The sequence below is a fragment of the Streptomyces drozdowiczii genome (assembly GCF_026167665.1).
In the GTDB taxonomy this organism is placed as follows: domain Bacteria; phylum Actinomycetota; class Actinomycetes; order Streptomycetales; family Streptomycetaceae; genus Streptomyces; species Streptomyces drozdowiczii_A.
Map to the genome: position 1 here is coordinate 4,775,056 of NZ_CP098740.1, position 24,536 is coordinate 4,799,591.

Consider the following 24,536-nt stretch of genomic DNA (forward strand, 5'->3'; position numbering starts at 1 on the left):
CCACGGAGAAACAGGCAGAGCGAGAACAGGTCAGGAGCCGCCCTGTGGGGTCCATTCCCTTGCAGCGGGACATCGTGCAGCGTCCCGGAAACACCGCCGCCACAGGCACACAGCCGGTCGCCCGGACCAGCCTGCCCGGCAACCTCCTCGCGCCCGCCGCGGCCCGGCGCTTCGTCACCGCCGCGCTGGACGAGTGGACCGGCCTCGGGCTGCCCGCCGCGGTCGGGTTCAGCGAGCGGCTGTCCGATGACGCCGCGATGATCGTCAGCGAGCTGGTGACCAACGCCGTCGTCCACGCGGGCACTGCGGTCGACCTGCTCTTCCGGCTGGAGGAGGCCACCGAGGACGAGCAGTCCGCACTGGTCCTGGAGGTCTCCGACCACCACCCCGGCCGCACCGTCCGCGGCGACCACGCGCACAGCGCCGAGGGCGTGGGCGAGCCCGCCGACTACGGGCGCGGCCTGGACATCGTCGCCGCCCTCGCCGAGCGGTGGGGCATCACCTACCGCACCGGTACGAAGACCGTCTGGGCCCGGCTCCCCGTGGACGACTGGAACCCGTTCCCGGAGGGGCGCGGCGAGAGCGGGCTCGACCGCGGGCTGCGCGCCGCCGAGCTGCTGGCCCCGACCGCCCGGCGCACCGCCCGCGACGACGGGGACTGGGCCGGGCGCGGGGCGCTCTCCTTCCTCGCCGAGGCGTCCGACCTGCTGGCCGGGCAGCTGGACGAGGACATCGTGGCGGCCCTCGCCGGGCAGTTACTCGTCCCCCGCCTCGCCGACTGGTGCGCGATCTGGCTGGAGCCCGAGAGCGGCGGCCCCGCGGCCGTCCCCCGCCTCGCCAAGGTCTGGCACGTCGACGAGGAGCGGACCGGGCCGCTGCGCGCCCTGCTGGAGGGCGACCCGCTCCGGCTCCCCGAGCGCGTCGGCACCGGTGCCGTGTCCATGCCGTGGCCCGGCAGCGGGGAGGACGGCGAGCCGCCGGACGGGGAGGAGGGCGTCGCCTTCGCCTACCGGATCACCTCGGGCGGCCGGACCCTCGGAGCCGTACTCCTCGGCCGCGAGTCCACCGACCGGCTGCCCGACGAGCTGACGGCCCTCATCGAGGACTTCGTGCGCCGGGTCGGCCTCGCCGTGGGCGCCGCCCGCGCCTACACCCGGCAGGCCACGATCAGCCGGATCCTCCAGCGCGGGCTGCTGCCCAGCAAGGTCGCCCAAATACCGGGGGTGGCCAGCTCCCTCGTCTACGAACCGAGCGACGACGGCGTCGTCGGCGGTGACTTCTACGACATCTTCCCGTGCCCCGGCGACCGCTGGTGCTTCGTGCTCGGCGACGTCCAGGGCAGCGGCCCCGAGGCCGCCGTCGTGACGGGCCTGGCCCGCCCCTGGCTGCGGCTGCTGGCCCGCGAGGGCTTCCAGGCCGACGAGGTCCTGGTCCGGCTCAACCGGCTGCTCCTGGACGACGCCATGGAGGCCGCCGAGGCCGCCGCGCTGATGGTCGCCGCCGCCGGGGGCCAGCACTCCGCGGACAACGGCGGGCAGTCCCGCTTCCTGTCCCTGCTGTACGGGGAGCTGGTGCCGCTGCCCGGCGGCGGCGCGCGCTGCACCCTGGCCAGCGCCGGGCACCCGCTGCCGCTGCTGCTGCGCCCGGACGGCACCGTGCGGCCCGCCGCCGAGCCGCAGCTGCTGCTCGGGCTGATGGACGACGCCGTCTACGAGACCCAGAGCTTCGACCTGGCACCCGGCGACAGCCTGCTCTGCGTCACCGACGGGGTCACGGAGCGGCGCTCGGGCGCCTTGATGTTCGATGACGGGGACGGGCTGGCGCAGGCCCTGTCGGGGTGCGCGGGGCTGAGTGCGGAAGGGATCGCGGAGCGCATCAAGCACGCCGTGCACGACTTCGCGGAGCGCCCGCCGGACGACGACCTGGCGCTCCTGGTGCTCCAGGCCGAGTAGCGCCGGTCCGGGGCATGGCGTCCGTTCGCCGGGCGGCGCGAGACAATGGGCGGTATGCCTTCCGTACTGCCCGATGGTGAACCCGTGCCCGACGACGGGGCGCTGCCCCGCCATGCCCTGGAAGGCGCAGCCGACCGCCCGCTCGGCTTCTACCTGCACGTGCCGTACTGCGCGACCCGCTGCGGCTACTGCGACTTCAACACCTACACGGCGACCGAGCTGCGCGGCTCCGGCGGGGCGCTGGCCTCCCGCGACAACTACGCCGCCCACCTGATCGGCGAGGTCCGCCAGGCCCGCAAGGTCCTCGGCGACGATCCGCGCCCTGTCCGCACGGTCTTCGTCGGCGGCGGCACCCCGACCCTGCTCGCCGCGGCCGACCTGGTCCGGATGCTGGCGGCGGTCCGCGAGGAGTTCGGGCTCGCCGACGACGCGGAGATCACCACCGAGGCCAACCCGGAGTCCGTGGGCCCGGCCTACCTGGCCGAGCTGCGCGAGGGCGGCTTCAACCGGATCTCCTTCGGCATGCAGAGCGCCCGGCAGCACGTCCTGAAGATCCTGGACCGCACCCACACCCCGGGTCGGCCCGAGGCCTGTGTGGCAGAGGCGCGCGCGGCCGGGTTCGACCACATCAACCTGGACCTGATCTACGGCACCCCCGGCGAGTCCGACGACGACTGGCGGGCGTCCCTGGACGCGGCGATCGGCGCCGGCCCCGACCACGTCTCCGCGTACGCGCTGATCGTGGAGGAGGGCACCGGCCTCGCCCGCCGCATCAAGCGCGGCGAGATCCCGATGACCGACGACGACGCGCACGCCGACCGCTACCTCATCGCGGACGAGGCGATGGCCGCCGCCGGCTACTCCTGGTACGAGGTGTCGAACTGGGCCCGTACGCCGGAGGGCCGCTGCCTGCACAACGAGCTGTACTGGCGCGGTGCCGACTGGTGGGGCGCCGGACCGGGGGCGCACAGCCACGTCGGGGGCGTGCGCTGGTGGAACGTGAAGCACCCGGGGGCGTACGCACAGGCACTCGCGGAGGGCCGCTCGCCGGGCGCCGGGCGCGAGATCCTGTCCGCCGAGGACCGCCGCGTCGAGCGCATCCTGCTGGAGCTGCGGCTCGTGGACGGCTGCCCGCTCTCCCTGCTGGCCCCCGCCGGCCTCGCGGCGGCCCGCCGGGCGGTGGCCGACGGCCTCCTGGAACCGGCGCCGTTCGAGGACGGCCGGGCCGTGCTGACGCTGCGCGGGCGGCTGCTGGCCGACGCGGTGGTACGCGACCTGGTCGACTGAGCCCGGCGCGCTCGGGGCGTACGCACCGACAAGGCGCACGCCCCCCGAGCCCGCCGCTCACTTCAGCGGGCACCCCGGCGGCTCCAGCGCCACCTTCCCGCGGCCCGGCCGCAGATGATCCGGGCGTGCCTCCGGCCGTCCGGGTAGGTGATCTGCACGACGTCCAGACCGTGGCCCGCCTGTGGCTCGTACGGGGTGGAGCCGCGGAAGGTGATGGTCCCCGTGGGCATGTTCCCCAGGCTCACCGCGTACAGGTTCGCCCAGGTCTCCGCCGCGCTGTTCACCGCGTCGCCGTGGCTCGCCGCGTCGTACAGCGCGGCCGTGGCGCTGTACGACATCACGGACTGGCCGCTCGCGAAGAGCGGGTCCTCGTACGGTTTCGACGTCCGCAGGCGGGGAAGCGTCGCGCCCTTCGGCAGCAGCGTCTGCAGGGCCTGGTACGACTCCTTGTAGAAGCCCTTGGCGTCGCCGCGGCTCATCGGGGCGAGGGCCGTGTGGTAGAGCGTGACGTTGTTCGTGGTGTCCGTGCTCGCGTCGAGGCGGGTCTTGGTCAGGTCGTCGCCGGTGAAGACGGTGATCGGGCGGCGGGAGCAGCTGCGGGCGAGCCGGCTCATCAGGTTGGCGACGTCCTCGACCCGCCCCGCGAAGTACAGGGCGTCCGGCGGCGGGTCCGCCGAGCAGATCTGCTGCGCCGGACGGTCCAGGTCGGCGCTGCTGCGGGGGCCGAGGCCGTACTCCACCAGCTCCGACAGCTCGAAGCCCGCGTCCTTCAGCATCGCGCCGCCCACCTTGCGCTGCTCCACCGTGTAGCGGTCCTTGTCGTTGTTGCCGAGCTTCCGTGCCAGGACCAGCGCATGCGGCGTGCGCTTCTTGGCGATCTCGTCCGCCACCCGCTTCGCGACGAAGCCGAGGGCGTTCGCCTGCTCCTGGTCGGTGGCCGCCAGGCCGAAGTAGTTGGAGTAGTCCGTCGCCAGATAGCCCCCGGAGTTGGTGGTGTCCACCACGGGCAGGCCCGCCTGCTGAAGGAGGGCGGTGGCCGCCGGGCTGTCGGTGGTGTCCCGGCCCAGTCCGACCACGCCGACCACCGAGGGATCTCTTTCGGCCACTTCGATGATCTTCTTCACCGCGGGTATCTGCTGGAGCATGTCCTGCCCGCCGTTGGCGGTCAGCACCCGCAGCTTCACGGAGAAGTCCAGCGTGTTGGTGTGGTGCTGATAGAGGTAGACGCCGGTCAGCTCCTCCAGCGCCTTGCGGGTGCGCCCCGATGACGGTGCGGTGAACGGGCCCGCGTAGATCACGGTGACGTACTTGTCGCCCGGCCGGATCGAGGCGTTCTCCTCGGCCACCGCCCGCTCGATCCGGTCGAAGGTGACCCCCGCCCCGGCCCCGTCCAGCTCCAGGCCGTTGCCCTCCGCGAAGCGCACCCGGGTGGACGTCGCCACGCCGATGCACTCCTTGGCCCCGCCGCCCGGCCCGGCCAGCCGCACCGAGTCCGTGTCGACATCCGTGAGCGGACCGTGGCAGTAGCGGTTCGCCAGGTGGTTGCCCAGCAGCATCGTGCCCAGCAGCGCGCCGGCCACCAGACAGGCGACCGTCGTCCGCGACATCACCCACCACACCCACGTCCTGCGCACCCGCTGCGTGGACAGCTGGGCGTGCGCGTGCTCGTGGGTCAGCTGGGCCGTCGACAGCGGAAGCCGCAGCACCCAGGCGGGCGTGGCCGTGCCCGAGGGCGACTGGCCCACGCTGAGATGGCCGACCCAGTCCTCGTACCGGGCCCGCGCCGCACCCGTGTGCGCGGGCGGCGGGTCGGGCGGCAGCGGCGGGGTGTGCCGCAGGATCTCGGCCGCCGGCAGCGAGGCCAGGAGCAGCAGCGGATCGACCTCGCTGCGCCGGGAGCGGACGTTGTTGATCGCGTTGATCAGCTGCACGCCGCCGTTGCTCTGGACGGCCCTCGGCAGGAAGACCACCGGCGGCACGGTCCGCTTGCCGCGCCGCCAGTCCGGCGCGTGCGGCCGGTAGTTGTTGCGCAGGTCCTCCAGCAGCGCCTGGACCCTCAGCTCCAGGTGGAACTGGCGGGACCGCTCGTCGCCCGCCGCCGCGTCGGCCACCCGCCCCGCGACCACCGCCGCCCGCGCCCGGATCACCCGCCAGGAACCGCTGGGCGAGAGACGGGACCAGCCGTCCGACGGATAGCCGGTGCTGGCGGCGGCCAGCGACGAGGTGGTGGCGAACCACTTGCTGGCCCGGCGCAGCCACAGCAGCGGCGGCGCCGACGTCGTCACCAGCCGGACCACCGCGAGCCCGAGGACCGCCCCCACGGCCACCAGCATGGTCGGCAGCCAGCCGATCTCGCCGAGCAGCACACCCAGGACCGCGATGACCACGGCCCCCACGAACGTCTCCGGCCGCACCGACTCGCGCAGCGCGGTCCACCAGGTGCCCCGGCCGCGCCGCCCGGCCCGCCAGCGCAGCGCGCTCAGCTCCTCCAGGATCCGTTCGTCGCGCTGGTCCCGGGAGCAGCCCGGGTCCGGGTCCCGCAGCACGGCCTCGGTGGCCTGCTCGATGGCGCCGAGCAGCCGGGACCGGGGGAAGGCGAACGGCTTGTACTGCGATCCGCCCCGGGTCTCCCACGGCTTCTCGGTCAGCGTGCGGACCATGTCGAGCGCCGCTTCGTACGGGGAATCGCCGCGCCCGTCGAGCAGGCGCAGGGGGACGCGGCGCGGCTGGTTGGCCCGGTGGACCTGGCGCACGATCTGCTCGACCCGGGCGTCCACGTCGGCGGGCACGTCGGCGTCGGCGGCCTGGAGGACCACCAGGGGCATCACCGGCCGGTTGTCGCGGTAGCCGTCGATGAGCTGCTGCACGAAGTGGAAGACGGCGGATGCCGCCTCGTTCTCCGCAGTGTCCCGCCAGACCTCGCGTGCCATCGCCCCCGTGCCTTCCCTCGCGAAAAGAGCCTGGCCCCACTCAATAACCGATGGTGTGTGCGAGGCGCAGCTATTTATCCGGATCGGTGCCGGATCGACGGGAAGGCCGGCCGGACATCAGTCCGGAAGGGTGACGAAATCGATCAATTCCTCGACGCGGCCCAGGAGTTCGGGGCGAAGGTCCCGGTAGGAGCGGACCGAGGACAGAATGCGCTGCCAGGCCGCTCCGGTGTTCTCCGGCCAGCCCAGCGCCCGGCACACCCCCGTCTTCCAGTCCTGCCCGCGCGGCACCACCGGCCACCCGGCGATCCCCACCGACGCCGGCTTCACGGCCTCCCACACGTCGATGTACGGGTGCCCCACCACCAGCACGTTGCCGTCCGACACCTGCGCCGCGATCCGGGACTCCTTGGAGCCGGGCACCAGATGGTCGACCAGCACCCCGAGGCGGGCGTCCGGCGCGGGCGCGAACTCCCGCACGATCGCCGGCAGGTCGTCGATGCCCTCCAGGTACTCCACGACCACGCCCTCGATGCGCAGGTCGTCGCCCCAGACCCGCTCGACCAGCTCCGCGTCGTGCCGCCCCTCCACATAGATCCGCCCGGCCCGCGCCACCCGCGCCCGCGCCCCGGGCACCGCCACCGAGCCGGAGGCCGTACGCGTGGGCCGTGCCGGGCCCCCGGCCGACGGGCGCACCAGCGTGACCACCCGGCCCTCGAGGAGGAAGCCGCGCGGCGTCATCGGGAAGACCCGGTGCTTGCCGAACCGGTCCTCCAGGGTCACCGTCGGCCCCTCGGCGGTCTTCTCGCACCGGATCACCGCGCCGCAGAAACCGGTGACGGCCTCCTCCACGACCAGATCGGTCTCGGCGGGCACCTCCGGGGCGGGGGCGGACTTCTTCCACGGCGGGGTCAGATCAGGCTGGTAGCTGCGCATCGCACGACGATAAGCGGGGAAGGCCGATCGGCGGGGAAGACCTACGACACGCCGAACCGCCCCGCCAGTGCGGCCCGCTGCGCCCGGACGAACGCCGCGTCCACCACCGCCCCGTGCCCCGGCACGTACAGCGCGTCCTCCCCGCCCAGCTCCAGCAGCCGGTCCAGCGCGGCCGGCCAGCGCGCCGGACTCGCGTCCGGGCCCGCCTGGGGCTCCCCGGACTCCTCGACCAGGTCCCCGCAGAAGACCAGCGCGGGGGAGCCCGGGACCAGCACCGCCAGGTCGTGGCCGCTGTGCGCCGCGCCCACGTCCACCAGGACCGCCTCCCGGCCGCCGCCCAGGTCCACCGTCAGCTCCCCGCGCACCTCGTGGCGCGGGGCCACCAGCACATCGGCGGCCTCGGCCGCGTCCGCCTCGGGCAGTCCCTGTGCCACCGCGTCCGCGTACAGCTCACCGGCCCCGCCTCGCAGCAGCTCCGCCGTGCCCTCGGAGCCGTACACCTGTGCCCCGGCGAATGCGGCGGTGCCCAGCACATGGTCGAAATGGGGGTGACTGAGTGCGATGTGCGTCACCCTCCGGCCGAGCAGCGCCTCGGCCTGGACGCGCAGTTCCACACCCTCACGCAGTGACGAACCGGTGTCGCAGAGCAGCACCCCGTCAGGACCGGCCACCAGCAGGGCCGTCGCGTCCCAGACCGGAAGGCGCCGACGGCCCGTTCCGTGACCCAGCCGCTCCCATCCGAACTCTTCCCAAGAGGCATCCATGCGGCGACGCTATCGGCAGCGACCTGCGCGGTCGCGCGGCACGATGGCCGGTCGCCCTTGCTAGGGCACCACCTCGGCGCCGTACACTGGCCGGGGATCGCTGGCACTCGTACGCACCGAGTGCCAGGAGGAATCCCGGGAACGGCCCGGGAACCACCGACGTGGACAGCTGGAGGTGTGCGCGCGATGCTCAGCGAACGCAGACTCGAAGTGCTGCGCGCGATCGTCCAGGACTACGTCGGGACCGAGGAGCCCGTCGGCTCCAAGGCGCTCACGGAGCGGCACCAGCTGGGGGTCTCCCCGGCGACCGTCCGCAACGACATGGCGGTGCTGGAGGAGGAGGGCTTCATCGCCCAGCCCCACACCAGCGCCGGGCGCATCCCGACGGACAAGGGCTACCGGCTCTTCGTGGACAAGCTGGCGGGCGTCAAGCCCCTCTCCTCGCCCGAGCGCCGCGCCATTCAGAACTTCCTCGACGGCGCGGTCGACCTGGACGACGTCGTGGGCCGCACCGTACGGCTGCTCGCGCAGCTGACCCGGCAGGTCGCCGTCGTGCAGTACCCCTCGCTGACCCGTTCGACGGTGCGCCATGTGGAGCTGCTGTCCCTGGCCCCGGCGCGGCTGATGCTCGTGCTGATCACGGACACCGGACGGGTCGAACAGCGGCTGGTGGACTGCCCGGCGCCGTTCGGCGAGACCTCGCTCGCCGATCTGCGGGCCCGGCTCAACAGCCGGGTGGTGGGGCGCCGCTTCGCGGACGTCCCGCAGCTGGTGCAGGACCTGCCGGAATCCTTCGAGAGCGAGGACCGGGGGACCGTGTCCACCGTCCTCTCGATCCTGCTCGAAACGCTCGTCGAGGAGACGGAGGAGCGGCTGATGATCGGCGGCACCTCCAACCTCACCCGCTTCGGACACGACTTCCCGGTGATGATCCGGCCGGTGCTCGAGGCACTGGAGGAGCAGGTCGTGCTGCTGAAGCTGCTCGGCGAGGCCAAGGACTCGGGCATGACCGTACGCATCGGGCACGAGAACGCCCACGAGGGCCTCAACTCCACGTCCGTCGTCGCGGTCGGCTACGGTTCGGGCGACGAGGCAGTCGCCAAACTCGGCGTGGTCGGACCGACCCGCATGGACTACCCCGGAACGATGGGAGCGGTACGCGCAGTGGCACGTTACGTCGGACAGATCCTGGCGGAGTCGTAAGTGGCCACGGACTACTACGCCGTACTCGGCGTGCGCCGCGACGCTTCCCAGGACGAGATCAAGAAGGCATTCCGGAGGCTCGCCCGCGAGCTGCACCCGGACGTCAACCCCGATCCGAAGACCCAGGAGCGGTTCAAGGAGATCAACGCCGCTTACGAGGTCCTGTCGGACGCGCAGAAGAAGCAGGTCTACGACCTCGGCGGCGACCCGCTCTCGCAGTCCGGCGGCGCCGGCGCGGGCGGCTTCGGCCAGGGCGGCTTCGGCAACTTCTCCGACATCATGGACGCGTTCTTCGGCACGTCGTCGCAGCGCGGGCCCCGCTCGCGCACCCGGCGCGGCCAGGACGCCATGATCCGGCTGGAGATCGACCTCGCCGAGGCGACCTTCGGCACCACCAAGGACATCCAGGTCGACACCGCCGTCGTCTGCACGACGTGCAGCGGCGAGGGGGCGGCCCCCGGCACCTCCGCGCAGACCTGTGACATGTGCCGCGGCCGCGGCGAGGTCTCCCAGGTCACCCGGTCCTTCCTGGGCCAGGTCATGACCTCCCGCCCCTGCCCGCAGTGCCAGGGCTTCGGTACGGTCGTGCCGACCCCCTGCCCGGAGTGCGCCGGCGACGGCCGCATCCGCTCGCGGCGCACGCTGACCGTGAAGATCCCCGCCGGTGTCGACAACGGCACCCGCATCCAGCTCGCGGGCGAGGGCGAGGTCGGCCCCGGCGGCGGCCCTGCCGGCGACCTCTACGTCGAGATCCACGAGGTGCCGCACGCGGTGTTCCAGCGCCGCGGCGACGATCTGCACTGCACGGTCACCATCCCCATGACGGCGGCGGCCCTCGGCACCAAGGTGCCGCTGGAGACGCTGGACGGCCTGGAAGAGGTCGACATCCGGCCGGGCACCCAATCCGGCCAGTCCGTCCCGCTGCACGGGCGCGGCATCACCCACCTGCGGGGTGGCGGACGCGGCGACCTCATCGTGCACGTCGAGGTGACCACCCCGATGAAGCTGGACCCCGAGCAGGAACGCCTCCTGCGCGAACTGGCCAAGCTGCGCGGTGAGGAGCGGCCCACCGGCCAGTTCCAGCCGGGCCAGCAGGGCCTGTTCTCCCGCCTGAAGGACGCCTTCAACGGCCGCTGAAGGCTCGCGCGCACACGGTACGGGCCCGGCCTCCGGGTCCGTACCGACGCGCCGTGACCTGCCGTGGGGCGGGCATCACGGGACAGGGAGGACATGACACGATGCGGTCATGCCCTCCGCGCTGACCGCTCTCTGCCGGTATCCCCTCGTGCAGGCCCCCATGGCCGGCGGTGCGTCCTGCCCGCAGCTCGCCGCCGCCGTCTCCGAGGCCGGCGCGCTGGGCTTCCTGGCCGGCGGATACAAGACGGCGGACGCCCTGCGGGACGAGGTCCGGCAGGTGCGCGCCCTGACCGGGCAGCCCTTCGGCGTCAACCTCTTCATGCCGCAGTGCGAACCGGCGGACCCCGCCGCGCTGGCGGACTACGGCACCCGCCTCGCGGACGAGGCCCGCGGTTACGAGACGGAGCTGGGCGACCCGGATGTCCCCGGCGACGACGGTTACGAGGACAAGCTCGCCGTTCTCCTCGACGCCCCGGTCCCGGTCGTCTCCTTCACCTTCGGCTGCCCCTCGCGCGACACGCTCGACGCGTTCGCGGCGGCCGGTACGTACACCATGGTCACCGTCACCTCGCCGGAGGAGGCCCAGGCCGCCGAGTGGGCCGGGGCCGACGCCGTCTGCGCCCAGGGCACCGAGGCGGGCGGCCACCGCTCCACGTTCCACGACGACCCGGCGACCGAGGACGGCGGGACCGGGCTGCTGAGCCTGGTCGCCCAGGTCCGCGAGACCGTGCAGATACCGGTCGTCGCCGCCGGCGGCCTGATGCGCGGCGCCCAGATCGCCGCCGTCCTCGCGGCGGGCGCCGACGCCGCCCAGCTCGGCACCGCCTTCCTGGCCTGCCCGGAGTCCGGCGCGCACGTCCTGCACAAACAGGCCCTGACCAACCCGTTGTTCGTCCGGACCACCCTGACCAGGGCGTTCTCCGGACGCCCGGCACGCGGTCTGGTCAACCGCTTCGTGCGCGAGCACGGCCCGTACGCCCCCGCCGCCTACCCCCAGGTCCACCACATGACCTCCGTGCTGCGCAAGGCCGCCGCCCGCGTCGGGGACGCCCAGGGCATGGCGCTGTGGGCCGGGCAGGGCCACCGCATGGCCCGCGAGCTGCCCGCCGGCCGGCTGGTCCGGCTGCTCGCCGACGAACTGGACGCCGCACGGACGGCAGTGAGCACAAGGAGCGCACAGTGACGGCACCCGTCTTCGTCGTCGACCACCTGCCGGACGCCCCCGAGTTCGTCCTCGACGGGCCCGAGGGACGCCACGCCGTCTCCGTGAAGCGCCTGCGCACCGGCGAGGAGGTCGTCCTCACGGACGGCCGCGGCCGGTGGGCCCAGGGCCTCGTGCGCGCCGCCGAGGGCAAGGACCGGCTGGTCGTCGGCGACCTGGCCCCGGTCCACGAGGAGCCGCGCCCCGCGCTGCGGATCACCGTCGTCCAGGCCCTGCCCAAGGGGACCGGGGGGAGGTCGCCGTGGAGACGATGACCGAGACCGGCGTCGACGCGGTCGTCCCCTGGCAGGCGGCGCGCTGCATCACCCAGTGGAAGGGCGACCGGGGCCTCAAGTCCCTGGCCAAATGGCGCGCCACGGCCCGGGAGGCGGGCAAGCAGTCGCGCCGGGTGCTCTTCCCGGACGTCGCGGACCCGGCCACCACCAAACAGGTCGTCGGCCTGCTCGCCGCGGCGGACTTCGCGGCCGTCCTGCACGAGGACCGCGACTACCCGAGCGAGCCGCTGGCCACCGTCGCGCTGCCCGACGAGGGCGAGATCGTGCTGGTCGTCGGCCCCGAGGGCGGCGTATCGCCGGACGAGCTGACCGCGTTCGCCGCCGCCGGCGCCCGCACCTGCCGCCTCGGCCCCACGGTCCTGCGCACCTCCACGGCGGGCACCGCGGCGACGGCGCTGCTCCTGGGGCGCACGGGGCGCTGGTCGTAAACCGTCCCCGATGGGGTGGTTGTGCCCGGAAGCGGTCTACCGCGCCGTCAGATGGGGTGGGAAGCTGCCCGTATGGGGACATCAAGGGCAGGGGGCCGTCGTGCGGCCCGTCGTTTTCCGGCCGCGTTCTGCCTCGCCGCAGCCGCCGTCACCGGGCTCACCGCCTGTGAACCGGCCGACGGCGCGGGCGCGTTGAACACCGCGTCCGTCGCCTTCACCACCGACCGGACCGCCACCCGCGCCCTGGAGCACGAAGGCGTCCGGGTCCGCTGGCTGACCTGCACCGCCTCGCTCGACGGAGGCGGCGCCACCCGCTCGCGGACACCCTCCGCCACCCGCCAGGAGGCCGAGGTCCACTGCGACGGCAAGACGACGTCCGGCGGCGACATCGCGCTGGACGGCCAGGTCACCTACGCGGTCGAAGGCCGTTGCGTACGCGGCGACATGACCGCGAAGACCGGTGGGCGCGCCGTCTTCCGGGCCACCCTGCTCGGCGACTGCACCGCCCCGGCCACGACCGCCCCACCCGCCGGAACCCCGGGCCGGGGCAACGGCCCGACGGCCACCGTGACGGTGACGGTCACCGCGTATCCGGGCAAGTAGCGTCGCCGCCGCGGCGGGTGACGTACTCCGGCCAACCCCGTGCCACCGGCCACACCCGCGGCCTAGGGTGATCGTGTGACACAGCCTTCCTACCTCCGGTACCCCCATGTCCAAGGTGACGTGATCGCCTTCACCGCAGAGGACGACGTCTGGCTCGCCCCACTCGACGGCGGCCGGGCATGGCGGGTCAGCGCAGACAACCGTCCCGTCACCCAGCCGCACATATCTCCCGACGGCACCCTCGTCGCCTGGACCTCCACCCGCGACGGGGCGCCCGAGGTCCACCTCGCCCCCGCCGACGGCGGGCCCTCCCGGCGGCTCACCCACTGGGGCGACGCCCGCACCACCGTGCGCGGCTGGACCCCCGAAGGCGACGTACTGGTCACCAGCACCCAGGGCCAGGTCTCGCTGCGCCGCACCTGGGCCCGCGCCGTCCCGGTCGACGGCGGCCCCGCGCGGACCCTCCCGTACGGCCCCGTCGGCTCCCTCGCCCACGGGCCCGGCGGACGCGTCCTGCTGCTCTCGGCCACCATGGGCCGCGAGGCCGCAGCCTGGAAGCGCTACCGGGGCGGCGCGGCCGGCAAGCTCTGGATCGCGGCCGAGGACGACCCGCTGGAGTTTGCCCGGATCCACGAGGACCTCGACGGCAACATCGAGTGCCCGATGTGGGTGGGGGAGCGCATCGCCTTCCTCTCCGACCACGAGGGGCCGGCGCCCTCTACTCCTCGCTGCCCGACGGCACCGGTCTGCGCCGGCACACCCCCGTCGACGGCTTCTACGCCCGGCAGGCCACCACCGACGGCACCCGGGTCGCCTACGCCTCCGCCGGTGAACTCTGGCTCCTGGACAGCCTGGAGAGCGACGAGCCCCGCCGCGTCGAGATCCGGCTCGGCGGCCAGCGCGCCGACCTCCAGCCCTACCCGCTGCACGCCGACAGCCACCTGGCCGGCGCCTCGCCCGACCGCACCGGCCGGGGCAGCGCCGTCCTGTCGCGGGGCGCCCTCCACTGGGTCACCCACCGCGAGGGCCCGGCCCGCGCGCTCGCCGCCGAGCCCGGCGTACGGGCCAGGCTGCCGCGCACCTTCCAGGCCGACGGCGACCAGCACGTCGTCTGGGTCACCGACGCCGAGGGCGACGACGCGCTGGAGATCGCCCCCGCCACCGGCACCGCTCCCGGCGCCACGCCCCGCCGCCTCGCGGCCGGCCGACTGGGCCGCGTCCTGGACCTCGCCCCCGCCCCCGACGGCAGCCGGTTCGCGGTCGCCGCGCACGACGGGCGCGTGCTGATCGTCGAGCGGGAGAGCGGCGAGATCCACGAGGTGGACCGCAGCGAGCACGGCGACGCCTCCGGGCTCGCCTGGTCGCCCGACTCCGCCTGGCTCGCCTGGTCGCACCCCGGCCCCCAGCCGCTCAGCCAGCTCAAGCTGGCCCATATCGCCGACCTCTCGGTCTCCGAGGCCACCCCGCTGCGGTTCCGGGACTTCGCGCCCGCCTTCACCGCCGACGGAAAGCACCTCGCCTTCCTCTCCGAGCGCGCCTTCGACCCGGTCTACGACGCCCACGTCTTCGACCTGGCGTTCATCGGCTCCTGCCGGCCGCACCTGCTCACCCTCGCGGCGACCACGCCCTCCCCGTTCGGACCGCAGCTGCACGGCCGGCCCACGGAGAAGGAGAAGGGCGGCGACGGCGAGGACAACCCCACCGCGCTCCCCATCACCCGCATCGACCTGGACGGCCTCGCCGACCGGATCGTGCCCCTTCCCGTCGAGGCTGCCGCCTACTCCTCGCTGCGCACCGCGCGCGACGGGCTGCTCTGGCTGCGCCACCCGCTGAGCGGGGTCCTCGGCACGAGCGGGGCCGGTCCGGACGCCCGCCGCCCGGACACCGTCCTGGAGCGGTACGACCTGGAGAAGCTGCGCTGCGAGGAACTGTCCTCGGACGTCAGCCGTTTCGCGGTCAGCGGTGACGGGAAGCGGCTGGCGATCGTCCACCACGGCAAGCTGTCCGTCGTCCCCTCCGACAGCCGGGTGCCCGCGGGGGACGACGACCACGACGACGCCGTGACCGTCGACCTCTCCCGCATCCGCCGGACCCTCGACCCGGCCGCCGAGTGGCGCCAGATGTACGAGGAGGCCGGGCGCCTCATGCGGGACAACTTCTGGCGGCCCGACATGGGCGGCGTCGACTGGGACGGGGTCCTCGACCGCTACCGCCCGGTCCTGGAGCGCGTCGCCACCCACGACGACCTGATGGACCTGCTCTGGGAGGTCCAGGGCGAGCTGGGCACCTCGCACGCCTACGTCACCCCGCCCGGCGGGTGGCGCGACGACGCGGCCCGGCAGGGGCTGCTCGGGGCGGACCTCTCCCGTGCGGAGGACGGCAGCTGGCGCGTCGACCGCGTGCTGCCGTCCGAGACGTCGGACCCGGACGCCCGCTCGCCGCTCGCCGCGCCGGGCGTCGCGGTCCGGGCCGGTGACGCGATCCTGGCCGTCGACGGGCACCCGGTCGATCCGCTCACCGGGCCCGCGCCGCTGCTCACCGGCTCGGCCGGCAAGCCCGTCGAGCTGACGGTGTCCCCGGCCGACGGGGGCGACCGGCGCCACGTCGTCGTCGTGCCCGTCGCCGACGAGGAGGCCCTGCGCTACCACGCGTGGGTCGCCGACCGGCGGGCGTACGTGCACGAGCGGTCGGGCGGCCGGCTGGGCTACCTCCACGTCCCCGACATGGTCGGCGGCGGCTGGGCCCAGATCCACCGCGACCTGCGGACCGAGATGGCGCGCGAGGGCCTGGTCGTGGACGTCCGGGAGAACCGGGGCGGCCACACCTCGCAGCTCGTGGTCGAGAAGCTGGCCCGCCGCATCGTGGGCTGGGACCTGCCGCGCCACATGCAGCCGTTCAGCTACCCGGGCGACGCGCCGCGGGGCCCTGTGGTGGCCGTGGCGAACGAGTTCTCCGGGTCGGACGGCGACATCGTGAACGCGGCGATCAAGGCGCTGAGGATCGGGCCCGTGGTCGGGGTCCGGACCTGGGGCGGCGTGGTCGGCATCGACAGCCGGTACCGGCTGGTGGACGGGACGCTGGTCACGCAGCCGAAATTCGCGTTCTGGCTGGAGGGGTACGGGTGGGGCGTCGAGAACCACGGCGTGGACCCGGATACGGAGGTCGTGATGACGCCTCGGGATCACGCCGAGGGGCGTGATCCTCAGCTGGACGAGGCGATCCGGATCGCGCTGGAGTCCCTGGAGCGCGTACCGGCGAAGGCGGCACCGGAACTGCCGGGCCTCGCGGAGTGACCTCGGCGGGGTGGGGGCGGGTGCGCCGGCGGCGACCGAATCAAGCCCCTCCGGCGATTGAGGAGCGGGGGTCCGGGGGCAGCGCCCCCGGATAGGCTGGACCGCAACGGATCACCCAGATCAAGGAGCGCGTAAGCGAATGGCAGGAGAACCGCAGCCCGACTGCCTGTTCTGCAAGATCGTCTCGGGCGAGATCCCGGCCACCATCGTCCGCGAGACCGACACCACCGTCGCGTTCCGCGACATCAACCCCCAGGCCCCCACCCACGTACTCGTCATCCCGCGCCTGCACTACCCGGACGCCGCCTCCCTCGGCGCCGCCGAACCGCAGGTGCTCGCCGACGTGCTGTGCGAGGCGGGCAACGTCGCCGCCGACGACAAGATCGACGCGACCGGCTACCGGGTCGTGTTCAACACCGGCGCCGGCGCGGGCCAGACCGTGTTCCACGCGCACGCCCACGTCCTGGGCGGCCGGGGCCTGGAATGGCCGCCCGGATAGATGTCCGCCCGCGAACTCGTCGTGCTCGGGACCGCCAGCCAGGTCCCGACACGGCACCGGAACCACAACGGCTATCTGCTGCGCTGGGACGGCGAGGGCATCCTCTTCGACCCCGGCGAGGGCACCCAGCGCCAGATGCTGCGGGCCGGGGTCGCCGCGCACGACATCAACCGGATCTGCGTCACGCACTTCCACGGCGACCACTCGCTGGGCCTGGCCGGGGTGATCCAGCGGATCAACCTCGACCAGGTCCCGCACCCGGTGACCGCCCACTACCCGGCGAGCGGCCAGCGCTTCTTCGACCGGCTGCGGTACGCCACCGCCTACCGCGAGACCGTGAAGCTGACCGAGGCCCCCGTCGCCGCCGACGGACCGCTGGCCACCACCGCCGCGTACACGCTCGACAGCCACCGGCTCTCGCACCCCGTCGAGTCGTACGGCTACCGGCTCACCGAGCCCGACGGGCGGCGGATGCTGCCCGCGAAGCTCGCCGAGCACGGCATCAAGGGGCCGGACGTCGGACGCCTCCAGCGCGAGGGCGCCCTCGGCGGGATCACGCTCGCCGACGTGTCCGAGCACAGGCGCGGACAGCGCTTCGCGTTCATCATGGACACCAGGCTCTGCGACGGGGTGTACGCCCTCGCCGAGGGCTGCGACCTGCTGGTCATCGAGTCGACGTTCCTCGACGCGGACCGGCAGCTGGCCGCCGACCACGGCCACCTGACCGCCGCCCAGGCGGCCCGGGTCGCCCGCAAGTCGGGCGTACGGCATCTCGTCCTGACGCACTTCTCCCAGCGCTATCCGGAACCGGAGGCGTTCGAGGCCGAGGCCCGGGCGGCCGGTTACGAGGGCGAGCTGACCGTCGCCCAGGACCTCATGCGCGTACCGGTTCCGAGCCGGCACCCGTAGCACCACCCCGAGAACGATTGAGATCACCGTGCACCTCCCCAAAGCCGAACTCCACCTCCACATCGAGGGGACCCTCGAACCGGAACTGGCCTTCGCGCTCGCCGCGCGCAACGGCGTCACCCTGCCGTACGCGGACACCGAAGCCCTGCGCACCGCGTACCTCTTCGAGGACCTCCAGAGCTTCCTGAACCTCTACTACGCCCTGATGGCCGTGGTGCGGACCGAGGACGACTTCGCCGAACTCGCCGACGCCTACCTCGCCCGCGCCGCCGCCCAGGGCGTCCGCCACGCCGAGATCTTCTTCGACCCGCAGGCCCACACCGCGCGCGGCGTGCCCCTCGGCACCGTCGTGGAGGGCCTGGGCCGGGCGCTGGAGCGCAGCGAGGAGAAGCACGGCATCTCCACCCAGCTGATCATGTGCTTCCTGCGCGACCAGTCCGCCGAATCGGCCCTGGAGACCCTGGAGGCCGCCCGGCCGCACCTGCACCGGATCAGCGCCGTCGGCCTGGACTCCGCCGAGGTCGGCCACCCGCCCGTGAAGTTCCGCGAGGTGTACGAACGGGCCGGCGAACTCGGCCTGCGCAAGGTCGCCCACGCGGGCGAGGAGGGACCGCCCTCGTACATCCGCGAGGCGCTGGACGTCCTCGGCGTGGAGCGGATCGACCACGGGCTGCGCTGCATGGAGGACCCGGACCTGGTGAAGCGGCTGGTCGCGGAGCGCGTACCGCTCACGCTCTGCCCGCTGTCCAACGTGCGGCTGCGCGCGGTCGACACTCTGGAGCAGCACCCGTTGCCCGCGATGCTGGAGGCAGGGCTGCTCTGCACGGTGAACTCCGACGACCCCGCCTACTTCGGCGGGTACGTCGGAGACACCTTCCACGCGGTCCACGAAGCGCTCGGCCTGGACCGCGAGCAGCTGCGCACCCTGGCCCGCAACTCCTTCGAGGCGGCCTTCCTCGACCACGACGAGGAGCGCAGGGCGCGCTACCTGTCCGAGGTCGAGGCGTACGCGTTCGACTGACCGCCCTCCGGGCCGGCCGTCCGGAACGCGTTCCTGCCGAGGCGCCTGCGGCGCAGGGCCGGGATGCTGATCTCCGCGACGGCCTGCTCGGGCGCGCCCACCTTGGGGACCGCCCCGGGCACCGCACCCGTGGTGACCGCCAGCAGGGCCGCCGGCGCACCGCCCCGGCGGCGTACCGACCCGGGCACCAGCGGACGGCCGCCGATGTGCAGGGCCACCGCGGTCACCGGGAGCGCTATCAGCAGGGTCGTCGCGCCTAGGACCAGGCCCATCCCGGGGTAGCCGGCCTCCTCGGACAGCACACTGCCGAGCACCGGCCCGCAGGCGACGCCCACGGACGAGGCGGACCCCGCGAGGACCGCCCAGCGGCCGCGTACGTCGAGCGATGCGGCCAGACCGATCAGATACGACAGGACCACCGGGTAGACGGTGTTCCACAGGATCTCGCCGGTCGCGAAGGAGCCGAGGCTCCCGGCGGACGAGCTGAGCACGATGCTTCCCGCGATGACGGCGGTGCCCACCCCGATCGGGACCGCGCGCCCCAGCTTCGAGCCCAGCACCCCGGCGCCCATCACGCCGAGCAGCCCGGCGCCGAGCGCGGCGGCGAAGACGGCACCGATGGTCACCTCGGACAGCCCGACCTGGTCCACGCCGATCCGGCTGCTGACGCCCCACAGCGCGTTCTGCGCCATCGACCAGACGAGCATGCCGCCCGCGAGCACCAGTCCGGAGCGGCGGTGCGGCAGCCGGCCCTGCGCGGGGACGGCCGGTCCGGCCTGGTCCTCGCGTGCGGAGCCGCCGAGCCGGGAGGTGGCCGGCCAGACCAGGAGCGCGACCAGGGCGATCGAGGCGAACGGCAGCCGGTGGCCGCCGCCCAGGTGCGGGACCGTCAGATACAGGGCGCCCGCGGTCGCCGACACGCTCAACAGCCCCAGCGACGAGGTGCGGTGCGGGTCGCTCTGGGCGGCGATGCCCGCCGCCGCGACGGCGGTCGCCGTACCGGAACCGAAGCCGCCGACCACCGCGCCCGCGACCACCAGCGGCACGGTGCCGGCCAGCGCCGCACAGCCGTACCCCACCACGCACAGGATCAACCCCGCGCGCGCCGGTCTGCACGGCCCGTACGTCTCCACGCGTCCCGCCAGGGAGAAGCCGGCGGAGGCCGAGCTGAGCAGCAGCGCGCTGCCGACGAGCCCGGCCTGAGCCGTGCTCAGGCCCAGGTAGACGGAGAGCCGTCCCACGATGGTGGGGAGGAGGTAGGCGGCGAGGTAACCGGCGGTGAACACGGCGACCAGGGGCCACGCGGCGCGAGGGCGCGAGGACATGGGCGTTCCTGAAGACATGCCGAGATACGGCAGAAGGCAGAGGGGGGAATACGAGAAATCGGCGCTTCCGTCGGGTACGTCTCCAACGGTGCTCGCGGGCCAATTTGTATCAAGTGCTCCCGGCCCACCGAAAGCCGGTGTTCTGTGATCTGGGCCACTTTTGTGTTTACGCGGTTCGCTGATGGGTAGCGGCGGATGTTTACGCAGGTCAACAGCCGTGAACACACGCGCGGCGCGCACTCGTCCATCACCGCCGCGTATCGGGCACACTGGCCGCAACCGTCACGACCGGGGAGTGCAAGGTGAGCGCTGACATTCCGCAGATCGACCCGCTGGACGGACTGCGCGCCCCGCAGGACCCCGACTGCGACGTCTTCCTCACCGGCACGGTCTTCCTGGACATCATCTTCACCGGCCTGGACAGCGCCCCCGTGCGGGGCACCGAATCCTGGGCGCGCGGCATGGGCTCCAGCCCCGGCGGCGTCGCCAACATGGCCACCGCGCTGGCCCGCCTCGGCCTGCGCACCTCCCTGGCCGCCGCGTTCGGCGACGACCACTACGGCGAGTACTGCTGGGACGCGCTCGAACAGGGCGAGGGCATCGACCTCTCCCGCTCGCACACCGTCCGGGGCTGGCACTCCCCGGTGACCGTCTCCATGGCGTACGAGGGCGAGCGGACGATGGTCTCGCACGGCCACGAGGCCCCGGCGCTCCCCACCACCGCCTCGCCCGAGGCCCCCGCCTTCCCCCGCTGCCCGCCCAGGGCCCGGGCCGCCGTCACCTCACTGGTCCCCGGCCGCACCGAACCCTGGGTCGCCGAGGCCGCCCGCCGGGGGGCCCTGATCTTCGGCGACGTCGGCTGGGACGAGACCGGGCGCTGGGACCTGGACGCCCTCAGCGGCCTGGAGCACTGCCACGCCTTCCTGCCCAACGCCGAGGAGGCGATGCGCTACACCCGCACCGACTGCCCCCGGGCCGCCGCGCACGCCCTCGCCGAACGCGTACCGCTCGCCGTCGTCACCCTGGGCTCCGAGGGCGCCTACGCGGTCGACGCCGCCACCGGAACCGCCGCCGAGGTCCCGGCCATCGAGGTCGAGGCCCTGGACCCGACCGGCGCGGGCGACGTCTTCGTGGCCGGCTTCGTCACCGGCACCCTGGCCGGCTGGCCCCTCGCCGACCGCCTCGCCTTCGCCGGGCTGACCGCGGCCCTCTCCGTCCAGGAGTTCGGCGGCTCGCTCTCGGCCCCCGGCTGGGCGGAGATCGCCGCCTGGTGGCAGCAGGTGCGCACCTGCGCCGGACAGGACCCGGCCGCGCTGCGGCGCTACGCCTTCCTGGACGAGCTGCTGCCGGCCGCCGCCCGGCCCTGGCCGCTGCGCCGGGCCGTGCCGACGATCGGTTTCCGCGCGTAACCTCACCGGCCCCCTACCGCCCGGTAAAACCTCTGGTGTTGTCAGTCCGGAGTCGTAGGCTTGAGGCACACGAGGTTTTCGAGCAGCGAGAACCCTGCAACGGGAGGTATGCGCAGGCCCGAGGGCCGGCCCATGACTCAGTCACCCACACAGCCGCAGGCGCGTGCCCACATCAGCATCCCGGCCGCTCACCCGATGGTGATGCTCCTGGGAGCGGGCGACTCGCTGCTGCGCGTGATCGAAGCGGCGTTCCCGGCGGCCGACATCCACGTCCGGGGAAATGACATAAGCGCGACGGGCAACACGGCGGACATCGCCCTGATCCAGCGCCTGTTCGACGAGATGGTGCTGGTGCTCCGCACCGGGCAGCCGATGACGGAGGACGCCGTGGAACGGTCGATCGCGATGCTCAAGGCCACCGACAACGGCCAGGCGGACGGCACGGAGACCCCGGCCGAGGTGCTGACGCAGAACATCCTGTCCAGCCGGGGCCGTACGATCCGCCCCAAGACGCTCAACCAGAAGCGGTACGTCGACGCGATCGACAAGCACACGATCGTCTTCGGCATCGGCCCCGCCGGTACCGGCAAGACCTACCTGGCCATGGCCAAGGCGGTCCAGGCCCTCCAGTCCAAGCAGGTCAGCCGCATCATCCTGACCCGCCCGGCGGTCGAGGCCGGCGAGCGCCTGGGCTTCCTCCCCGGCACGCTGTTCGACAAGATCGACCCGTATCTGCGCCCGCTCTACGACGCCCTGCACGACATGCTCGACCCCGACTCGATCCCGCGCCTGATGGCGGCGGGCACGATCGAGGTCGCGCCCCTGGCGTACATGCGCGGCCGGACGCTGAACGACGCCTTCATCATCCTGGACGAGGCGCAGAACACCAGCGCCGAGCAGATGAAGATGTTCCTGACCCGGCTCGGCTTCGATTCCAAGATCGTCGTCACCGGTGACATCACCCAGGTCGACCTGCCGACGGGGACCAAGAGCGGTCTGCGCCAGGTGCAGGACATCCTGGAGGGCATCGACGACGTGCACTTCTCCCGCCTCACCTCCCAGGATGTCGTCCGGCACAAGCTGGTCGGCCGTATTGTCGACGCGTACGAGAAGTACGACAGCAGCAAGGGCGAGCAGGACGGCGGGGGCCATCGGGGCCGCGGCCGTCACAACGGGAAGCAGTAGCAGCGCACCATGTCGATCGACGTCAACAACGAGTCCGGAACCGAGGTCGACGAGCAGGCGATCCTCGACATCGCCCGCTACGCGCTCGCGCGCATGCGGATCCACCCGCTCTCCGAACTCTCGGTGATCGTGGTGGACTCCGCGGCCATGGAGCAGCTGCACATCCAGTGGATGGACCTGCCGGGCCCGACCGATGTCATGTCCTTCCCAATGGACGAGCTGCGTCCGCCGGCCAAGGACGACGAGGAGCCCCCGCAGGGGCTCCTCGGTGACATCGTGCTCTGCCCCGAGGTCGCCAAGAAGCAGGGCGAGGAAGCCGAGACCCAGCACTCCATGGACGAGGAGCTCCAGCTGCTCACCGTCCACGGGGTGCTGCACCTGCTGGGCTACGACCACGAGGAGCCGGACGAGAAGGCCGAGATGTTCGGCCTCCAGGCGGCCATTGTGGACGGCTGGCGTGGCGAGCGCGGGCTGACCGGCCCGTCCCCCGCCCCGACCGTCTCGTGAGCCTGCCGCTGATCTCCGGCGTCGTCCTGCTGGTCGTCGTCGGCTGGCTGGCCGCCTGCGCCGAGGCGGGCATCGCCCGTACGTCGAGCTTCCGGGCCGCCGAGGCGGTCCGCTCGGGCCGGCGCGGCAGCGCCAAGCTGGAGCAGGTCGCGGCCGACCCGACCCGCTATCTCAACGTCGCCCTGCTGGTGCGGGTCGCCTGCGAGATGGCCGCCGGGGTGCTCGTCACGTACGCCTGCCTGAAGGAGTTCCCGGAGACCTGGGAGGCGCTGGCCGTCGCCATCGGCGTGATGGTCCTCGTCTCGTACGTCGCGATCGGCGTCTCCCCGCGCACCATCGGCCGCCAGCACCCGCTGAACACCGCGACCGCGTCGGCGTACGTGCTGCTGCCGCTGGCCCGGATCATGGGGCCCATCCCGCAGCTGCTGATCCTCATCGGCAACGCGCTGACCCCCGGCAAGGGATTCCGCAAGGGCCCGTTCGCCAGCGAGGCCGAGCTGCGGGCCATGGTGGACCTCGCCGAGCAGGAGTCGCTGATCGAGGACGAGGAGCGCCGCATGGTGCACTCCGTCTTCGAACTCGGTGACACCCTGGTGCGCGAGGTGATGGTCCCGCGCACCGACCTCGTCTGCATCGAGCGCTACAAGACGATCCGTCAGGCACTCACCCTCGCCCTGCGCTCCGGCTTCTCGCGCATCCCGGTCACCGGCGAGAACGAGGACGACGTGGTCGGGATCGTCTATCTGAAGGACCTGGTCCGCAAGACGCACATCAACCGGGACTCGGAGGCCGACCCGGTCTCCACCGCGATGCGCCCGGCGTCGTTCGTGCCCGACACGAAGAACGCCGGCGACCTGCTGCGCGAGATGCAGCAGGAACGCAGCCACGTCGCCGTCGTCATCGACGAGTACGGCGGCACGGCGGGCATCGTCACCATCGAGGACATCCTGGAGGAGATCGTCGGCGAGATCACCGACGAGTACGACCGCGAGCTGCCGCCCGTCCAGGAGCTGGAGAACGGCTGCTTCCGCGTCACCGCCCGGCTCGACATCGGGGACCTCGGCGACCTGTTCGGCCTGGACGAGTACGACGACGAGGACGTGGAGACGGTCGGCGGCCTCCTTGCGAAGGCGCTCGGCCGGGTCCCGATCGCGGGCGCGTCCTCCGAGGTCGAACTGCCCGACGGGCGGCGGCTGCGGCTGACCGCGGAGTCCCCGGCGGGCCGGCGCAACAAGATCGTCACGGTGCTGGTGGAGCCGGTGGCTCCCGAGGAGGAGGAGACGCCGGAATGACCCCGCAGCAGCTGAGGGCCTTCTGTCTCAGCTTCAACGCGAGCGCCGAGGAGTTCCCGTTCGGGCCCGAGGCGTCCGTCTTCAAGGTGCTCGGCAAGATGTTCGCGCTCAGCGCGCTGGACGCCCGGCCGCTGACCGTGAACCTCAAGTGCGACCCCGACGAGGCGGTGCGGCTGCGCGAGGAGTACGAGGCGGTGGTGCCCGGATGGCACATGAACAAGCGCCACTGGAACACCGTCACCGTCTCCGGACTGCCCGACGCGAAGCTGCGCGAGCTGATCGAGGACAGCTACGACCTGGTGGTGGCCGGGCTGCCGAAGGCGGAGCGGCTGCGGCTCGACCGGCCCTGAGACTTGCCG

General features: G+C 73.1%; 18 protein-coding genes and 2 pseudogenes. 16 read left to right on the plus strand and 4 right to left on the minus strand.

What is annotated here, in order from left to right; genetic code table 11:
- Positions 1-59: 59 nt before the first annotated feature.
- Positions 60-1,952, plus strand: a complete 1,893-nt coding sequence (locus NEH16_RS21675) for a SpoIIE family protein phosphatase (protein ID WP_265547306.1) — start codon at positions 60-62, stop codon at positions 1,950-1,952.
- A gap of 45 nt (positions 1,953-1,997) precedes the next feature.
- Entirely contained in the window at positions 1,998-3,239 is a 1,242-nt protein-coding gene (gene hemW / locus NEH16_RS21680; RefSeq protein WP_265544438.1) for a radical SAM family heme chaperone HemW, read from the plus strand.
- A 62-nt stretch (positions 3,240-3,301) separates the two neighbouring features.
- Here the strand turns inward: hemW and NEH16_RS21685 are convergent, their stop codons facing one another.
- The 3 genes from NEH16_RS21685 to NEH16_RS21695 form a co-directional block, all read right to left on the minus strand.
- Entirely contained in the window at positions 3,302-6,169 is a 2,868-nt protein-coding gene (locus NEH16_RS21685; protein ID WP_265544440.1) for a hypothetical protein, read from the minus strand.
- A gap of 117 nt (positions 6,170-6,286) precedes the next feature.
- On the minus strand, positions 6,287-7,105 hold the full coding sequence (locus NEH16_RS21690) for a DUF3097 domain-containing protein (RefSeq protein WP_073965249.1): 819 nt from the start codon (positions 7,103-7,105) through the stop codon (positions 6,287-6,289).
- A 41-nt stretch (positions 7,106-7,146) separates the two neighbouring features.
- Positions 7,147-7,869, minus strand: a complete 723-nt coding sequence (locus tag NEH16_RS21695; protein ID WP_265544441.1) for an MBL fold metallo-hydrolase — start codon at positions 7,867-7,869, stop codon at positions 7,147-7,149.
- Between the two features lie 186 nt (positions 7,870-8,055).
- Between NEH16_RS21695 and hrcA the strand changes: the two genes are divergently transcribed.
- From hrcA to NEH16_RS21740, 9 genes and pseudogenes are all read left to right on the plus strand, one after another.
- Complete coding sequence (hrcA, locus tag NEH16_RS21700) at positions 8,056-9,072, plus strand: heat-inducible transcriptional repressor HrcA (RefSeq protein ID WP_073965251.1); 1,017 nt, start codon at positions 8,056-8,058, stop codon at positions 9,070-9,072.
- The gene (gene dnaJ / locus NEH16_RS21705) at positions 9,073-10,209 is read left to right on the plus strand and encodes a molecular chaperone DnaJ (protein WP_265544444.1); all 1,137 of its coding nucleotides are present in this window, start codon (positions 9,073-9,075) and stop codon (positions 10,207-10,209) included. It abuts the gene before it with no gap.
- 109 nt (positions 10,210-10,318) lie between these two features.
- Positions 10,319-11,392 carry a nitronate monooxygenase gene (locus tag NEH16_RS21710; protein ID WP_265544445.1) on the plus strand — a complete coding sequence of 358 codons (1,074 nt, stop codon included), beginning with the start codon at positions 10,319-10,321 and terminating at the stop codon, positions 11,390-11,392.
- Positions 11,389-12,134: pseudogene (locus tag NEH16_RS21715) on the plus strand (16S rRNA (uracil(1498)-N(3))-methyltransferase). The gene NEH16_RS21710 and the pseudogene NEH16_RS21715 overlap by 4 nt, the downstream one beginning before the upstream one ends.
- A gap of 192 nt (positions 12,135-12,326) precedes the next feature.
- Complete coding sequence (locus tag NEH16_RS21720) at positions 12,327-12,737, plus strand: hypothetical protein (protein WP_374215642.1); 411 nt, start codon at positions 12,327-12,329, stop codon at positions 12,735-12,737.
- Positions 12,738-12,857: 120 nt separating this feature from the next.
- Positions 12,858-16,030, plus strand: a pseudogene (locus NEH16_RS21725) (S41 family peptidase).
- Positions 16,031-16,169: 139 nt separating this feature from the next.
- The gene (locus NEH16_RS21730) at positions 16,170-16,529 is read left to right on the plus strand and encodes a histidine triad nucleotide-binding protein (RefSeq protein ID WP_073965257.1); all 360 of its coding nucleotides are present in this window, start codon (positions 16,170-16,172) and stop codon (positions 16,527-16,529) included.
- Positions 16,530-17,438: a ribonuclease Z gene (locus NEH16_RS21735; protein WP_265544449.1), complete on the plus strand. Its 909-nt coding sequence runs from the start codon at positions 16,530-16,532 to the stop codon at positions 17,436-17,438. It begins immediately after the preceding gene.
- A gap of 28 nt (positions 17,439-17,466) precedes the next feature.
- Positions 17,467-18,459 (plus strand): adenosine deaminase, encoded by a 993-nt coding sequence (locus NEH16_RS21740; RefSeq protein ID WP_265544451.1) that lies wholly within the window; start codon positions 17,467-17,469, stop codon positions 18,457-18,459.
- Here the strand turns inward: NEH16_RS21740 and NEH16_RS21745 are convergent.
- Positions 18,423-19,784 (minus strand): MFS transporter, encoded by a 1,362-nt coding sequence (locus NEH16_RS21745; protein ID WP_265544452.1) that lies wholly within the window; start codon positions 19,782-19,784, stop codon positions 18,423-18,425. The genes NEH16_RS21740 and NEH16_RS21745 overlap by 37 nt on opposite strands.
- 302 nt (positions 19,785-20,086) lie before the next feature.
- Between NEH16_RS21745 and NEH16_RS21750 the strand changes: the two genes are divergently transcribed.
- The 5 genes from NEH16_RS21750 to NEH16_RS21770 all read left to right on the plus strand — a co-directional run bounded on the left by NEH16_RS21750 (position 20,087) and on the right by NEH16_RS21770 (position 24,527).
- Positions 20,087-21,193, plus strand: a complete 1,107-nt coding sequence (locus tag NEH16_RS21750) for a PfkB family carbohydrate kinase (RefSeq protein WP_265544453.1) — start codon at positions 20,087-20,089, stop codon at positions 21,191-21,193.
- Positions 21,194-21,325: 132 nt separating this feature from the next.
- Positions 21,326-22,378 (plus strand): PhoH family protein, encoded by a 1,053-nt coding sequence (locus tag NEH16_RS21755; RefSeq protein WP_073965262.1) that lies wholly within the window; start codon positions 21,326-21,328, stop codon positions 22,376-22,378.
- A gap of 9 nt (positions 22,379-22,387) precedes the next feature.
- The gene (gene ybeY, locus NEH16_RS21760; protein WP_073965263.1) at positions 22,388-22,885 is read left to right on the plus strand and encodes an rRNA maturation RNase YbeY; all 498 of its coding nucleotides are present in this window, start codon (positions 22,388-22,390) and stop codon (positions 22,883-22,885) included.
- Positions 22,882-24,177, plus strand: coding sequence for a hemolysin family protein (locus NEH16_RS21765; protein WP_073965264.1), 1,296 nt, complete (start codon positions 22,882-22,884; stop codon positions 24,175-24,177). Before ybeY ends, NEH16_RS21765 begins: the two co-directional genes overlap by 4 nt.
- A complete protein-coding gene (locus NEH16_RS21770) occupies positions 24,174-24,527 on the plus strand; it encodes an MmcQ/YjbR family DNA-binding protein (protein WP_265544456.1) in 354 nt (117 codons plus the stop codon). Before NEH16_RS21765 ends, NEH16_RS21770 begins: the two co-directional genes overlap by 4 nt.
- Positions 24,528-24,536 lie beyond the last annotated feature (9 nt).

Coding starts and splice junctions, on each gene's coding strand:
- NEH16_RS21685 (WP_265544440.1), bottom strand. CDS start 6,169: ATGGCACGCGAGGTCTGGCGGGACACTGCGGAGAACGAGGCGGCATCC.
- NEH16_RS21690 (WP_073965249.1), bottom strand. CDS start 7,105: ATGCGCAGCTACCAGCCTGATCTGACCCCGCCGTGGAAGAAGTCCGCC.
- hemW (WP_265544438.1), top strand. CDS start 1,998: ATGGGCGGTATGCCTTCCGTACTGCCCGATGGTGAACCCGTGCCCGAC.
- NEH16_RS21755 (WP_073965262.1), top strand. CDS start 21,326: ATGACTCAGTCACCCACACAGCCGCAGGCGCGTGCCCACATCAGCATC.
- ybeY (WP_073965263.1), top strand. CDS start 22,388: ATGTCGATCGACGTCAACAACGAGTCCGGAACCGAGGTCGACGAGCAG.
- NEH16_RS21770 (WP_265544456.1), top strand. CDS start 24,174: ATGACCCCGCAGCAGCTGAGGGCCTTCTGTCTCAGCTTCAACGCGAGC.
- hrcA (WP_073965251.1), top strand. CDS start 8,056: ATGCTCAGCGAACGCAGACTCGAAGTGCTGCGCGCGATCGTCCAGGAC.
- NEH16_RS21730 (WP_073965257.1), top strand. CDS start 16,170: ATGGCAGGAGAACCGCAGCCCGACTGCCTGTTCTGCAAGATCGTCTCG.
- NEH16_RS21735 (WP_265544449.1), top strand. CDS start 16,530: ATGTCCGCCCGCGAACTCGTCGTGCTCGGGACCGCCAGCCAGGTCCCG.
- NEH16_RS21745 (WP_265544452.1), bottom strand. CDS start 19,784: ATGTCCTCGCGCCCTCGCGCCGCGTGGCCCCTGGTCGCCGTGTTCACC.
- NEH16_RS21695 (WP_265544441.1), bottom strand. CDS start 7,869: ATGGATGCCTCTTGGGAAGAGTTCGGATGGGAGCGGCTGGGTCACGGA.
- NEH16_RS21710 (WP_265544445.1), top strand. CDS start 10,319: ATGCCCTCCGCGCTGACCGCTCTCTGCCGGTATCCCCTCGTGCAGGCC.